This window comes from Candidatus Nitrospira allomarina, assembly GCF_032050975.1.
Taxonomy (GTDB): domain Bacteria; phylum Nitrospirota; class Nitrospiria; order Nitrospirales; family UBA8639; genus Nitrospira_E; species Nitrospira_E allomarina.
In genome coordinates, this window is sequence record NZ_CP116967.1 from 960,714 (window position 1) to 975,213 (window position 14,500).

The following is a 14,500-nucleotide window of genomic DNA, read 5'->3' on the forward strand; positions in this document are numbered from 1 at the left end:
TGACCAGACTTTTCAATACGAGCCTGTGGAGACATTGTCATCGCTTGATAATTAGGATATCCGGATTCCTTGGAAATGTCATGATAGGTTGCAAGCAAAAGTCACCTGGTTTTCCATATCCCCCGCCCTATGAGAATTAGCGGTCGTCGTTGACTACAGGAGAAACCATTTTTTGATCCGGCCACGCAAATGCGTCATAAGCCGATCGAATATGAGAACGATATACGCGAAATTTCCCGTTTGCCTCCCTCGGGATTGTGTCCACCAACACTACCTGGAACTGCACGTCCGACCCCAGCAACGCCATCACCGGTTGAACCAACGCTGCCATCTCCTGGGCTGAGGGTGTATGAAACGGGACGACTTTCATCATGATGAATTGCAAGCGTTCCTGGGTCACCTGAAACTCTCGAATCCAGGGGACCTTTCTGATACCCAACTCATAGGGATGGACAACCCTGTCGCCGGGAAGGACGAAATAATCGATCATACGTCCCTGGATTGATCGAATCGTCGAAAACGGTTGTCCGCATCCACAGGTTTGGCTTCCCTTTGTGACGACATCGCCAAGTTGGTATCGGATCAGCGGCATCGCAAACGAATGCAAATCGGTTCCAACAAGCTCTCCCCTCTCTCCTTCACCCGCCGGAGCCCCATCCCGCAGTACTTCGATAATTAAGCCATCGTCACATGAGTGATATTCCCCGGTTGTTGGGCATTCCCAGGCCAGAAGGTAAAATTCGATACTTCCATACGTTTCATAGACTGGCGCGGAAAACCCGTCCTGAATCTGTTGGCGCATGAGTGGTGTCAAAACTTCTCCACCGGGATTCACAAAGTGGAGTCGAAGGGACCGTAGTACGTCGCAATTCACAGTCTGCGCTATCCTGGCCAACACGCCGGGATACCCCCCCACGACGGTAGGTTTAAATTCCTGCAGAGCCTGGACAATGTCCTCCGGTGGCTGCAGGGCATCAATAACCTTTCGCCGGGCCATCCCGAGGGTGTCCAGGATACGCTTGGTGAGCTGGTCCTGTCGTTGGATATTCCAGTTCCCCATCACATAACAAATCTTGTCGCTCGCGCGGAGGCCCAACGCATGGAGCGCACGCCACCGAAAGGCCCCATGAAGACGTTCCTCCAGCCAAGTGCGGCGCACAATAAATGGTCGCCCGGAGGACCCGCTGGAGGCGCGGGTGATCAAAGACCCCGGGTCCACATTCCGAGCGATGATTTCATCGACCGGCAAGGCTTGCAAATCACTCCTGGAGGTGATGGGCACGGCCCCCAGATCCTCGACCGTCCGGATATCCTGGGGTTTCAGTCCATGTCGATCAAAGAGCTCACGGTAATAGGGCACATGGCGATAGGCATGTGCGACCAACCGGCAAACTCGCTCGTTTTGAAAGGCCACAAGCTGCTCCCGTCCGACATGCGGATGGCGAAGCATGGAATAGAGCGTGGACACAGGATTGGAGGTCAACACACTCGTGCATCTCACGACGGACGGCACCCTTGGACAAATAGGTCATCCCATAATTGAATATTGAGGACACCGATTAACTCTCTTCCAAAATTCGCCTTGCCGTTTTGATGTTGCTGAAGCATGTGTCGAACAGACTGAGGATTGAAATACCCTTTGGTGTAGAGCCTGCTTTCGGACAGAGCATCTGCGACAAATTCCGGCAAACGACCTTGCCATGGCCAGAATGGGGCGGAAAGCCCCCTTTTCTTTCTTTTCAGAATTTCCGCGGGCAAGACACCTTCCAGGGCCCGTCGAAGAATATGCTTTTCCTGAAGCCCTCGCATTTTCAAGTCGGATGGAATCCGGCTGCATAATTCGACAAATTCATGATCGAGGAATGGCACGCGTGCCTCCAGGCCATAAGCCATGGAGGCGGCATCCAGGGTTCTCGTAATGAAGTCCGAAAGACGTACATTGATATCCAAGTACTGTAATTGAGCAAAACGACACCAACCTTCAAAATCCTTCGGAAGAAGGAAATGCGGTTCTGAATCGTTGAAAGAACTTGGGATGTTTCTGAGGTGATCGGAAAAAAGATCCTCGTAACTTCGGTGGGAGGCATTATCGATTATTTGGGTGTATCGAGACAGGTCCATCGTGGCGTGGGCGGCGAATGCCCGGCTTGATCGAGAATATTTTTTCCTCAGGAACGGGATGTTTGCGATGAGTTGACGCACACTGAGTGGAAGATTGATGAATGGTTCAAGCAACCGCTCAACCCGGTACCAAGGGTAGCCCCCGAATATTTCATCCGAGCCCTCCCCGGTCAAGACGACTTTCACCTGCTGCGCCGCCATCCTGGCGAGCAACATATGAGGGATGCCCCCCGATGAGATATTGGGATCTTCGCGATGCCAAATCATATCCGGCAACAGATCAAAATCGGCGGTTCTGCAGGTGATGATGTGATTGCGGAGATTGTAGCCCGAGAAATCTGTGAGAATCCTATTCGGACCTATCTCATTAAACAACGGATCTTCAAACGCCGCAGAAAAAGTGTGGATAGGATCTGAGATTTCTCGGCTCATCAATCCCGCCATAGCACTGGAATCGATTCCACTGCTCAAATAACAACCTAATGGCACATCGCTTCGGAGGTGGAGGCGAACGGACTCTTCCAGTTTTTCCCGCACCGCCTGAGCCCATTCCTGGGCGCTTCGTTGAAAGCCTTCCTCACCCATTGATGGAAAGGAGAGATCCCAATAACGCTGGATCGCAATCTTCCCGTTTTCATGGAGAAGATAATGCGCGGATGGGAGCCGCCTGATTGAACGCAAGAGGGTTTTCGGCGCTTGAACAAATCCGACCGCAAACAACTCTTTCATCGCACCGGCATCAACCTGACGGTCAATACACCCGCTTGCAAGGATAGACTTCAACTCCGATCCAAAAAACAGAGCACCGGGTTTGATGGCATAGCAGAGGGGTTTGATACCGAACCGATCTCGGGCCAACATGAGACGACGATACCGGGAATCCCAAATGGCGAAGCCGAACATACCTCTCAGAAAATCCACACAATGCACCCCATAATCCTCGTATAAATGGACAAGGACTTCGGCATCCGAATGTGTCCTGAAACGATGACCTGCAGCCTCTAGATCTTGCCGCAATTCTTTGTAGTTGTAGATCTCTCCATTGCAAACCACGGTGACAGAGTTATCCTCATTGGAAATTGGCTGATCGCCGGTCTCCAAATCTATGATCCTCAGTCGACGGAAGCCAAGACCGATACCCGGTTCAACAAAGTACCCATCCCCATCCGGTCCACGATGGGACATCATGTTTGTCATATGATGAAGCATATCCCGATCGACCGGCTTCTTAGGATCGGAGTACACCACACCGCACAATCCGCACATAGATACTCCTACTCTTGTGTGTCGGGTATCTCTTAGCCAACCCTCGGTAAAATGGGTTTGTTCCGGGTCCTAGTTGATGGGTTTCAAATTAACGATTGAATAAGCGCATTTCTATGGTCAGAAACTATCGTCTAGCCAAAGGCTAGGTTTTCGAACCTCGCATCTCGCCACAACAGGTACCCTTACTGATCATCGGCGCAAAAAGCGGGAATGTTGATAGGGCCCTCGATGCCTCCCCAAGCATTATGAAAGGGTCGATGAGAATCGGGTGTGGCTCCGGCTACGCTTTGCCAGAAATCCCTCATCTATCATCGGTTGGCGACCGGACTCAGTCAGGAGGTAGAGCCGATGTAGCCCTTCAATCCAGAGAGATCGGCGACTCTGTGATTCGTCCGCATGGATTGCAGACAAGCGTCCTCCGTCCCGAAAGATAAGGCCCGTGTGTGAGAAGAAGTTCTTCACTACGCCGTTTACGCTATTCCAACGGATCAACAGATCAAAATACGAATTTGGATTGTCAAACAGAGCATTTCCCCATTTTCGTTTATAGCGAAGTAATCCGTCATGCAGGGAAGACCGAGCGGCTCTAAAATTTACCTCAGCAAACCCCAACTGGCGGGCATGCTGGATGCTGTAATAGTAGAGCGCGGCCATAATTCCTCTTTTTTTCAGCGGGAGTTCATCCGAAGCCATGCCTATGGCCAAAAGGTTAAATGTGTCCTGATTTCGTTCATAGAGAACACCGGCAAGTGGCTGATTATCTCTCATAACCCAGAGGATTCCCCCTTTTTGAATAAAGCGCCGTAATTCCTGCCGGCCTTTGATGATGGCCATGGCTCCGTGACGGTCCCTCGAGAAAGGGACGTACATGGAATCAAAAAACTCGTCAAATCGCTCCTCCCCTTCGGTGACCAATGGCTGCAACTGATGTTTGCGGACCAGACGCATATCCTCGCGGATACTTCGATTCCGACGCACTACCTCATCGAGATCCCCAGGAACGGCGAGCCGCATGTCAATCCATTCAGGAACCACGAGATAATCCCTTCCGAAGAATTTTTCCGCTGACAATCGGTCTGCACGAACGATAGTCAGATCGGCTGCTTCATGCAGGCGATCCAGTAGAGCCGGCAGGTCCCGAAATGGCACATTTCCTACCAGCTCGCGTTGGGGCTCCCCCATGAAAAACCTATTGGGCAAATAGGCAACCCAGGGATCATGGCCCGCCACCAATAGTGTCCCGATTTGCCCGGATGGAAGGGTGGGCCCGCTCAACAACACAACTGGAACCCTACCTAACCCCAGGCACGCCCACGCGTAAAAACCATATCGCGGAATCAAGGCTTGTGCCTTGCCGGAAAGGCGGGAGATGACCCACTCTATCATCATGTTTTTTAAATGATTCATCCTATCCATGCCCACTGTTTTTGTTTCGACTGGCCGCAACCACATTCGCGAGGTTCCCTCTGTCGTAGTTTCAACACAATCATGATAATGTCGCGCTTCAAGATGCTGCTCCCGTGGTGTCTCTGAGAGAACCCTCGTTAAGATTGACCCTCGAAAAAATTGCATGGGTCTTGCCCGTGCCATCAGCCGGCCACGGCTTAACAATCTTGATCGACAGATCGACCTCACCAAGGAGCTTGCGGATATGACCCAGAACAGTCAGATGGACATGCGAACCGGGGTCTACGTCCTCGATCCCTGGATGGCCGACGAGGGCGTGACAGGTGAGCTCGAGCCGAAACTTTTTTAGGCTTTCCTGATACAGTCGGTACTCTCCGAGGTGGAGTGTTCCCGCGAGGTGGTCAAGTATCTTTCGGGTTGTAAGGAGACGCCCGTCTCCGAGTAACATTGAGGCTCGTTCCCGCCCTTCAATTGAACCCATCAAAGGGAGTTGCCGACCGCAGGAACATCCACCTGATCCAGCTATGGCCAGATCGGCCGTGTTGTAGCGTATGAGTGGCATGGTCCGGGCGCGCAAATCTGTCACGACAATTGTCCCTAATTCGCCCGGAGGTGCCGGTATCCCATCCCGCAATACTTCAACAAAATGTGTATCCGCATTCACATGGAACGACCCACGGTGTTCGCATTGCCAGGCGATATACCCGACCTCGGTCTGGCCATACAGCCCGACCGGTTCACGGCCGAAGACTCTGGTGACCAATTGACGGGTTTCGGCATCCACCAACTCTCCTGCGCAAAACACCACAGTTGGCCGCTTAAGTGCGACCTGAACCGCTTCGCTCGCTCGCGCAATGCGGCGAAGGGCTGTCGCCGTGCCAACCACTACATCAGCCTTTGCCTCCAACAACTGTGCCAGCTGGTCCTCGATGGATCGTTCCGTCGAGATCCACGTCTTCCGAGAAATACCGAAGCGTTGCAGGATGTGCGAGGGACCCGGCTTTATCTGAAATTGCGCCGTGTTATGGCGCCAGCGGAATCCGTGTTCAAACCATATCCGCAGTCCCACGGCTCTTCGCACCCGTTCCTCGAGCGGCCGTTTCCAAATCCGTAGGGCCGCACCTGATGAGCCACTGGTCTCAAGATAGGTGCAGGATGAGGTGTCCACTCCCCGCGCCAGCAACTCACCACGTTTTGCAGATTCCCGCACCAGAGGAGCGGTGATGATTGGAATTCGTTCCAGATCTTGAATGCCTCGAATGGCTTGGACATCTACACCCGCTTCGTCCCAAACACGCCGGTAAAAGGGGACATTGCCGTAGGCATGGATGATAGCGTCGCAGAACAAACGATCTTGCAACGAACTGAGATTTGCGGGAGAGCGTGTGACGTTCGCCCTCAGATCCCTTAGGCACTTCCATGTGCGCAAAATTTCCATCTAGAGCCCTCCTCTTCGGGAGACTGGATGCGGCTCATTTGCAGTCCCGACTTTCGAGATGATCATCCTGGTTTTCTCTCCCGGGCTTACCGGGATCGCTTCGACTTGCTCAACGCGCAGATGGACTTCACCGGGCAAGACAGCTTGAAGATCCGATTCTATCCTCGGAAGAAGACCCTGAGTGTGATTGGCCACAACGATTTGGAGGTGGACTTCATTTATCTCATCTTGCAAAATTCTCCACTGGCGCAACTCGTCATAGCGGCCAAGGACCTCGTGAAAAAATGGCCAGAAGATTCGCCTGCCGTCTTGCATAGCGACTGAATCTACCCTGCGTCCATAGATTCGTCTAAGAAGGGGAAGAGTGCGCCCACAGGGACATAGTGTGGTCTCAACCTCGGCCAGATCTCCTGTTTCATAGCGAATCATCGGCATGGTCCACATGCCTAATGCTGTGGTGATGATTGGGCCAGGCTCCCCTGAAGCCGCAACAACCTCCACAATGTGGCTATCAGCGCTTACGTGAAATCCAGAACGACGCTCGCACTCCCACGCGAAATTCGAAAGCTCAACCAACCCGTACACATCGACAGGATCCCTTCCGAGCGCACCCCGAACCAGTTGGCGAGTGGCCGGCGAAAGCGTTTCACTATCGGAGACGATGAGTCGGAGCGAAGGCAGATTGAGCCCCAGCGTTTTGACAGTTTCCGCCAAGGCATGCAGCGTACCCGCCCCTGCAACGATCACGTCCGGCTGCGTCTCAATTATGCGTTGTGCCCAAAACTCTGGTGGGTCCAGAATCGAGCACCATTCTTTGGGAGCGATACCAAGACGTTGGACGAAAAACTGCTGGCCAAAAGTCATGCGAATTTCAAGTGTTCGGTCAGTCCAGCGGAACCCATGTTCGAAAAGAATGCGCCAGGCAACCACACGCTGCCACTGCTGATCTAAGGCCCCAAGAAAGATACGCAACGGAGTTCCTGTCGAACCGCTCGTTTCAACAACTCCACATCGGTGGGGATCAATCCCCTGTGCAACGACTTCTTCTGGACTTGCTTGCTTGAGACGATACTTTTGAAGGATAGGGATTTTGTCTATATCATCCAACGAACGGAATTCATCAGGATGATACCCTGCCTCCTTGTAAAGCCCTCGATAGAGCGGAACGTTCTGATAAGCATGCATGAGGAGGTTCCGAAGTTGCTCCTCTTGTCGTTGCCGTAGATCCTCAAATCTCCAGTGACTGGAAGCTAGGGCTTGGCGAATCAACCGAACCGTTTTCCATCCATTCAACAACATCATTCGTTTCAATGCTGCGTGTCTGTTCTGATATCATTTTTCATTTAACAATGCGTGTGGGCAATAAGCATACCCGCTGACCAGCCACATTCGCCCATACGTTGCATTTTTCAAGCATCCGAATGAACAATCTTTCATTCTCGTAGGCACACCGAAGGCTGGCTCTATCTCTTTTCAGCTCTAACAGCAATAAAATGCCCAGTCAGGTAACGCGTAGGCCAGCGCGACATGTTTTCGAATACCTGCATCCATCGCAAAAACCCTTGCTGCACTGAACTGTTCGCGCAGGAGCACAAGATTTTGGCAGCGAGCACGGCAAAAATCCGTGGACAATGGAGCACAGCCGTGACTTCCCTCACGTCAAAACCTATTTCCCGCAGCCATTTCTGTAGCCGCCAGGGGCCGCAGGTGGCACCAACATAGTAAGGAAGGATACCCAACCGGTTTAATAGTTTGAACGGAAGCACATTCCGCGCCGCAATAATCGGATTGGCAGGATTATCCAATGTCAGGATTAGCTGACCGTCCTTGCGAAGAACCCGGTGCAATTCACGTAGACTCACGATAATCTCATCTGAGGTTTGAAAATGGTCCAGAGTCGAATTCGATACCACCACCTCAAACGACTCGTTTCCAAACGGGAGGTCGCGAACATCCGCACAGGCTCCACAAACGCTTGCCTGGGTCCGACAGGTTAAGTGCGCATTCCCGAAGGACAAATCCATCCCTATGACGCTATGAGCTCTGGCCTGCAAAAAGGGCGTGAGGCCCTCTCCCCACCAATTCGTCAAACATGTCCGTCTTTAACAATCGACCTACTGGTTGTTCGGGAAGCCAACGGAAGAGAAGAGATTGGTTGATTGAATCGCTATGTTTTCGCCAAAGCTGATCCGGGCGGGTCATTATCCATTCGTCTGCAATGGAATCCCAGTATCTCTTCCCTTCGGTTATCACGATGGGTCTTTCATGGTTGATTAATGGGATGTAAAGCCTTTAGGTCTGGTCTACACGTATTTTCCTAGCAAACCCCGATCCAGACAGCGACGCCCAGAAAGTAGAGGACGACAAAAATTTTCAGCGCCTTGCCGATCATAGGGACTCACCCGGGTAACACCTCGACATAAACGGCCTGAGTTTTACTTATTGCTCTCGCTTATCGGTATCGGATTCCCACTACTCTGTTATATATAAACCCGATAGCCCAACCCAGAACCCCACCGGTCAGGGCCCCATAAAAAAGACCTACCAGACTCCCTGGCCATGTGACTGAATACCCGATGAAATAGTTGGAAAGTAACTGAAGATGGGTACCAACCTGTGGCCCCCCTTCGAGAAGGAGCCAGACCGTCATAATAAATAGGCCTAATCCACCCATCAGGCCACACACCACTGCCAACACCCCTCCCTGAATTTTGGCCACAACCCGGCTAAGCTCTTCATCACCCTTGAAATCCGTTTCCATTTTTCCCTCCAGGCCTTGGCCTCTTGGTTATAGCTAATCTAGAAGATTGCGACGACGGTTGGCTTCCTCTCGCCACCGGATGAATTTCGCATAGGCCTTCATGCTCCAGTTTCGGAGTGAGGCTCCTGAGTATCCTATCGCAAATCCCCCGACCCCTCCCTCTAGGAAACCTATCAATGAACCACCCCACGTCACTTGAAAACCAAATAGAAAATTCCCCAGCAGAGACAAGTTGGGCCCCACTACCGGTCCTCCTTTGAGGACCAAAATCACCGTCCCAATCAAGATGAGGAGACCACTGATGGTACCGACCGCTACACCCATGGCGACAGGATCCAGCTTGGCAAACACGATCTCGATTAACTCTTCCTCATTATCTATCGGGAGTGCATCCTTGCTCACCTGAACCCGCATAGGCACCATTCGATCGCCGCCATTGCCTGAAATTGTACGGTCTTCCTCATGGTAGGCTTTTTCGGTATTCACCGCCCATACATCATGGTGGGATTCACCCATGATATTTCTCGCGGCATACAACCCCGTCACCATGGAATGATCCTGGTTGTTATAGCGATGCAGACCATTTCGTCCAATGGTCTGAAGGTTTGAAAATGTTTCCAGATACTGTCGAATCGTCCGGACGTGATCCTGATAGTGATGATCGTATACCGGATAGGCTTTTTCCATACGAACCACGGTCCCGTCTTCAACTTCGCGAGGATTAATGAGCCCGAGTTGGGCGCATTCCCGTGTGCCGAATTCGATCAACCGATCGTTCGACCATGTCCACTCATCGTCTTTGTCCCAGAGAAAATACTCAAGGCCCAGCGAAGTTCGTGAGGGATCCGGGACCATATACGGGCTCCAATTTTTATAATTCTGAATTCGTCCCATTTTAACTTCAGGTGAATGGATATAGATCCAGTTATCAGGGAATACGTCTTCGCGGTTAACCACCAGGACCACGGTTAAATAATCCCGATACCGCAGGCCAAGCGCGGCCTCTACAACCTTCTCAGGGGGTTGAGGATCCATGGCCTCGATTAACTCGCGCAGAGGCATGGTGGACACAAAATCGCTTCCTTGGAATTCCACATGCTCCCCTGATGAGGCTCGGGCGGAAACACAATCTACGCGCCCATGGCGGTGCCTGATACGCTCGACTTTCATGCCTTTTAATGTCTGAGATCCAAACCCAGCCACCAATTCCTCGCACCGCTCCCACATCATCCCCGGACCTAAGCGAGGATAATGAAACTGCTCAATGAGCGAGGTCACGATTTCACCCTTCTTCCCACCCCTTTGACCAAGTAGGGCATTTCGAACCGCTTCTTTCAACGAGAGGTTTTTGATTCGTTGCGCGGCCCAATCGGCTGATATCTCAGTACAGGAAATTCCCCAGACTTTTTCCGTGTAGGTTTTGAAGAATATCTGGTACAGGCGATATCCAAAACGATTAATAACCCATTGTTCAAAATTTTCTTCCTGGTCATTGGGAAACACCTTGACCTTGGCATAACTGAAACAGACCAGAAGAGCCTCCACGACCCCCAGTCCGGCCAACGCATTAGTGGCTTTAAGTGGATAGTCAAAAAAATGTTGGTTGTAATGGATCCGGCTTATACGAGGTCGAAGGAGAAAGTTGTCACCAAGAATTTCATTCCATAACTCTGTCACCATCGGCATTTTCGAAAAAAATCGATGGCCACCGATATCAAAACGAAAGTCCCGATAGTTGACCGTTTGTGATATGCCTCCTACCTGTTTCCCGGCCTCAAGGATAAGAGAGGAAGAACTGTTCTTCCCAAGTTCATAGGCCGCCGTAAGGCCTGCAGGACCGGCGCCAATTACCACTACAGGATGAGATGCCACTACTGCCTCCCTGACGTTCTATTGATGTCGAAGGATTCAGGGACAAGAGCAGGCATTGTCGACCCCTTCCGGTTGCCCCCATAAAAAACATGGCGTGCCACGCCTATGGCAAACGCCAAACCGCTATACAAATAATACAGCCAATGCCAGGGAACACTCTGCAGGGCAAACCGGAACCCACGCTTTTTTTGAAAGAAGCGATAGAGGGGCGCATTAATGATCACCAGCGAAGCCATGATTAAGGCCGCCACCGCCAGCAATGGACCCCACCAGATCGCTCCCAGCAAGGCCCCCACGAGCCCATATGTCAACACGACACAAAGGCGCTCGGAATGCCGGATGTTTAAGTCATTGGTGAACCTACGATCCCGAAGAATTAATTCTGTCCAAGGGATTGCGCGGTAAAAAAAATCAGCTTTGAGCATTGAACAGATGCCCCATCGTTTCAAATGTTTCACATGGATATCTTTACACAACTGAATCCGGTGGCCGGTTTTTTTCAATCGATAGCCCAACTCAATGTCTTCAATGGAAGGACGACGATAACTTTCATCAAACCCGCCTATTTCCAGGAAAGTATCACGGCGGATGGCCCCGCAAGCACCCCAAAACGTCGAAGCTTCCCTTTGGGCTTTTTGATGGACGTAGTGGTGAAAGAGGTTTTTGTATTGGGACAAGAAATTTGGTTCGCCAGGAGTGTCATCGTACGACCCGATCAACGCAGTGAGGTCTGGATTATTGTGAAAGGTTTCTGCCACCCGGCCCAGAGTATCGGGATGCACACACACATCGGCATCGACAAAGAAGAGATATTCGCCTTTGGCCTGAAGTGCCCCAATGTTTCTGGGGTATGCCGGTCCTCCTGAAGTAATAGGAAGTCGAATGACCTGAGCTCCAAACTGTTTCGCTACTTGCCAGGATCCATCGGAGTCACCATCGGCAACAACGATTATTTCCATTGGAGGCGGCTGTAAAGCAGCCAGACTTATCAGGCATTGACGAAAGGCCTCGCCCCCGTTGTACACAGGAACAACAATTGAAATAGATATTTCCGGCAAGGAAGATCTCAACGTACCACTGACTTTCTGCTCTTCGTCATTTCGAAAAATCTTGTTCATATCTTAAGCCTAATTGGCCTGACCAACGAAACTGTCTCGGTGAAAGCACCTCACAGACACTTAAGTCCAAAAATGTGGGCAAATACCCCGAAATTTCAGGAATGGCAGGATCCGAGCCAAAATGAAAGGGGTGTTGATGGTCAATTCTTTTACTTGCGCAAATTGATGTCAACAATTGAGGGAACCCATAACTCATCTACCTAGCGACCAGTCCTCAATAGGGTTGCTTTTCAACCTCACAAAATCTTTATCGGTTGCCAGAACGTAAACCCAAGAGAAATAAGCAACTATCCTCTAAAAATGGGTACTTATCGGACAAGAAAGGTCATAGTCCTCCGGCTCATGGGTAACACATTTTTTTATTTTCAAAACAGGATAATCTGTAGGAGAACATAATGGAACTATGAGAGTTCTTTGATGGGGAATCGAGGTGGTTGCGGGGGAGGGATTTGAACCCTCGACCTTTGGGTTATGAGCCCAACGAGCTACCAGGCTGCTCCACCCCGCGAGTCGATAGTAGAGGAGGGGCGGCTGAGAAGTCAATGCAAAAACAGGAGTGTAGCAGAAGAAGACACTATGGTATCTTCACCGTCCTATGACCTTTGCCGGAATTATTGCCATCTTGCTGTTTCTTGGTCTTATCATTGGCGATTGGTATCAATTTACCACCTTGAAAAGTTGGGCCTGCCAATATGGCTGTCCATTGGCTCACAGGAAGAACGCCCTGGACTCTCAATCTGCTTCTTCGATTGCCACTGTCTTTCAAACTGGAGCCCTTGCCTTGCCTCACGGAATTGCCCGCTGGGTCGCAGACCGACAGGTCATCGTGATCCGCCCATACTATCAACTCTTTTCCCTGCGGTTTCGCACCGCATGGCCATTAAAGGGGACCATCGATGTAAGTTCAGATGACAACCAACTCCTGCTGCATTTGTCCAAGCGTATTCCCTGGTCATCAGCAATTCTCACCCTCTTATGGTTACTCTTTGTCATTGGAGGCACTCTCACGTTTGTCGTTCTGTTTATTCTTGATGGAGGGATAAGCACCGTCGGAGGAGTATTTTGGGTGGTCGGGATGACCGCCTTGGGCTTATTAGTGCTGGCAGGAGGCTTGATTCTGTTGTCGTTTGCCTACCGGCTTGAGGATTCCCGCCTGACTCAGGTTTATCAGGAATTACTGGACGTCTTGACTCCTCCCTTGAAAGATTCGGATAAGTCGGCGACCCCTTAAAAAGCTTCCCAAACACAATGACAACCCTCTTAACTCTACATGCAGCCCTGAATGCTTTAGCTTAGGGAAGTGTTTCAAGAAGATCTTTCTTGGCTTTTGAAAAGTTCTCGACCCGGAACGTTGGCAATTCATACGCCCAGCCTCCCACACGCTGATTGAAATCCTCAACTTCTCGCTGAACCTCTTCCGGTTTTTTTAATATTGAGTCTTCTTTGGAAGAAAGCTCTTCTTGTAATTCTGCTGTTTTCTTGGCTTCTGAAGATTCAGGGGCCTTTTCGTCTTGAGCAGAATCTTGCGCTGGAACCATTTCCCCATTTTCTGTGGAAGGGGTAGCATCCTCAGGTTGAAGCAGTTTTTGATCATATTCCGCAGAAAATTTTCCAAAAATTTTATTTTCCTGTTTGGCCGTTTGAACGTGAAGCCTGAGCCCGTCAAAGGTTTCCAGTACAGCGGTCACTCCGGAGCCGTCCTGAAAATTCACCTCTTCTGCTTCTTTCACATCCTCTAGTGAGAGCTGCACGAGAGTTCCCACCACGTTATTCACATTAAACTGGGAAGCCACTTTGGAACCTGCAGGGATTGAATCCAATTGAAAATCAAGATCCTCAGGTTTATCCTTTGAGACAAGAAGAGTTTCCCCGCCTGGATGCCTGACCGTCACTCGATGCACGCGCTTAGTCGTCAGCGCCGTAATTTCCTTATCGAGCCACTCTCCCGGCACTTTTTCCAACGGCAAATTCCCTATTGATAACCAGCTTTGGGGATCTCCTGGTTTCCGCACATAGATTTCACTCATCCGTGGATTCCCCTTGGCAGGACGTTGATTCCCTAAAATCACCACTGCCGCCTCAGGATTATTCGGAGTTTTCAACGTCACGGTTGTCGAAAGTGAATCTTCTTGTTCTTTGTCCTGTAACCCCAACCGATCGTATAACTCCGGATTTTTCGTTTTGGGTTCCAATATCCGCAACTCCGCCAACCCGATGAGAGTCTGTTTGACCTTTTCCACATCAGCGCGATACCCGGAATTCTCCTTAACCCGCCAGATATTCTCCCCACGCACCAGCGTTACGGCCTGATCCTTAGTCTCCACAACTATTTCGTTCACGTCATTGACAACCGACAATAATTCCGGGAACAACAGCTCACCACTCTGTGGAAACTGAGAGGCCGGCTTTTGATTCACGAAAATGGCTAGAACACTCCCAGCAATGGTTATGGCGGCTAAGATGCCTAGAGTTTTGGCTTTCATATGCTTCCCTTAATATTCTTGAATAGTCGGATGA

Annotated in this window: 11 protein-coding genes and 1 tRNA gene; 1 reads left to right on the plus strand and 11 read right to left on the minus strand. The window is 50.8% G+C overall.

Features of this window, described 5'->3' with window-relative positions; genetic code table 11:
* Positions 1 to 136: 136 nt before the first annotated feature.
* From PP769_RS04125 to PP769_RS04170, 10 genes are all read right to left on the minus strand, one after another.
* Positions 137 to 1,501 (minus strand): phenylacetate--CoA ligase family protein, encoded by a 1,365-nt coding sequence (locus PP769_RS04125; protein ID WP_312645534.1) that lies wholly within the window; start codon positions 1,499 to 1,501, stop codon positions 137 to 139.
* Positions 1,498 to 3,387: an asparagine synthase (glutamine-hydrolyzing) gene (gene asnB, locus PP769_RS04130; RefSeq protein ID WP_312645535.1), complete on the minus strand. Its 1,890-nt coding sequence runs from the start codon at positions 3,385 to 3,387 to the stop codon at positions 1,498 to 1,500. The genes PP769_RS04125 and asnB overlap by 4 nt, the downstream gene beginning before the upstream one ends.
* A 243-nt stretch (positions 3,388 to 3,630) precedes the next feature.
* Positions 3,631 to 4,794 (minus strand): GNAT family N-acetyltransferase, encoded by a 1,164-nt coding sequence (locus tag PP769_RS04135; RefSeq protein ID WP_312645537.1) that lies wholly within the window; start codon positions 4,792 to 4,794, stop codon positions 3,631 to 3,633.
* A gap of 97 nt (positions 4,795 to 4,891) precedes the next feature.
* Positions 4,892 to 6,232: a phenylacetate--CoA ligase family protein gene (locus PP769_RS04140; protein WP_312645539.1), complete on the minus strand. Its 1,341-nt coding sequence runs from the start codon at positions 6,230 to 6,232 to the stop codon at positions 4,892 to 4,894.
* Positions 6,233 to 7,534, minus strand: coding sequence for a phenylacetate--CoA ligase family protein (locus PP769_RS04145; RefSeq protein ID WP_312645541.1), 1,302 nt, complete (start codon positions 7,532 to 7,534; stop codon positions 6,233 to 6,235).
* 161 nt (positions 7,535 to 7,695) lie between these two features.
* Entirely contained in the window at positions 7,696 to 8,322 is a 627-nt protein-coding gene (locus PP769_RS04150) for a class I SAM-dependent methyltransferase (RefSeq protein ID WP_312645544.1), read from the minus strand.
* A gap of 362 nt (positions 8,323 to 8,684) precedes the next feature.
* Positions 8,685 to 8,993, minus strand: a complete 309-nt coding sequence (locus PP769_RS04155) for a hypothetical protein (RefSeq protein WP_312645546.1) — start codon at positions 8,991 to 8,993, stop codon at positions 8,685 to 8,687.
* 33 nt (positions 8,994 to 9,026) lie between these two features.
* Positions 9,027 to 10,865, minus strand: coding sequence for an NAD(P)/FAD-dependent oxidoreductase (locus PP769_RS04160; protein WP_312645549.1), 1,839 nt, complete (start codon positions 10,863 to 10,865; stop codon positions 9,027 to 9,029).
* A complete protein-coding gene (locus PP769_RS04165; protein WP_312645551.1) occupies positions 10,865 to 11,983 on the minus strand; it encodes a glycosyltransferase family 2 protein in 1,119 nt (372 codons plus the stop codon). The genes PP769_RS04160 and PP769_RS04165 overlap by 1 nt, the downstream gene beginning before the upstream one ends.
* A 431-nt stretch (positions 11,984 to 12,414) precedes the next feature.
* Positions 12,415 to 12,491, minus strand: a tRNA-Met gene (locus PP769_RS04170).
* A gap of 87 nt (positions 12,492 to 12,578) precedes the next feature.
* On the opposite strand from PP769_RS04170, the gene PP769_RS04175 reads away from it, so the two are divergent.
* Positions 12,579 to 13,214 carry a hypothetical protein gene (locus tag PP769_RS04175; RefSeq protein WP_312645555.1) on the plus strand — a complete coding sequence of 212 codons (636 nt, stop codon included), beginning with the start codon at positions 12,579 to 12,581 and terminating at the stop codon, positions 13,212 to 13,214.
* Between the two features lie 61 nt (positions 13,215 to 13,275).
* On the opposite strand, the gene PP769_RS04180 is transcribed toward PP769_RS04175, so the two are convergent.
* A complete protein-coding gene (locus PP769_RS04180) occupies positions 13,276 to 14,466 on the minus strand; it encodes a DUF4340 domain-containing protein (protein ID WP_312645557.1) in 1,191 nt (396 codons plus the stop codon).
* Positions 14,467 to 14,500 lie beyond the last annotated feature (34 nt).

Bases quoted from the DNA above. Each gene is read 5' to 3' on its own strand.
- asnB (WP_312645535.1), bottom strand. From the start codon at position 3,387: ATGTGCGGATTGTGCGGTGTGGTGTACTCCGATCCTAAGAAGCCGGTC.
- PP769_RS04135 (WP_312645537.1), bottom strand. From the start codon at position 4,794: ATGAATCATTTAAAAAACATGATGATAGAGTGGGTCATCTCCCGCCTT.
- PP769_RS04140 (WP_312645539.1), bottom strand. From the start codon at position 6,232: ATGGAAATTTTGCGCACATGGAAGTGCCTAAGGGATCTGAGGGCGAAC.
- PP769_RS04145 (WP_312645541.1), bottom strand. From the start codon at position 7,534: ATGATGTTGTTGAATGGATGGAAAACGGTTCGGTTGATTCGCCAAGCC.
- PP769_RS04155 (WP_312645546.1), bottom strand. From the start codon at position 8,993: ATGGAAACGGATTTCAAGGGTGATGAAGAGCTTAGCCGGGTTGTGGCC.
- PP769_RS04165 (WP_312645551.1), bottom strand. From the start codon at position 11,983: ATGAACAAGATTTTTCGAAATGACGAAGAGCAGAAAGTCAGTGGTACG.
- PP769_RS04175 (WP_312645555.1), top strand. From the start codon at position 12,579: ATGACCTTTGCCGGAATTATTGCCATCTTGCTGTTTCTTGGTCTTATC.
- PP769_RS04180 (WP_312645557.1), bottom strand. From the start codon at position 14,466: ATGAAAGCCAAAACTCTAGGCATCTTAGCCGCCATAACCATTGCTGGG.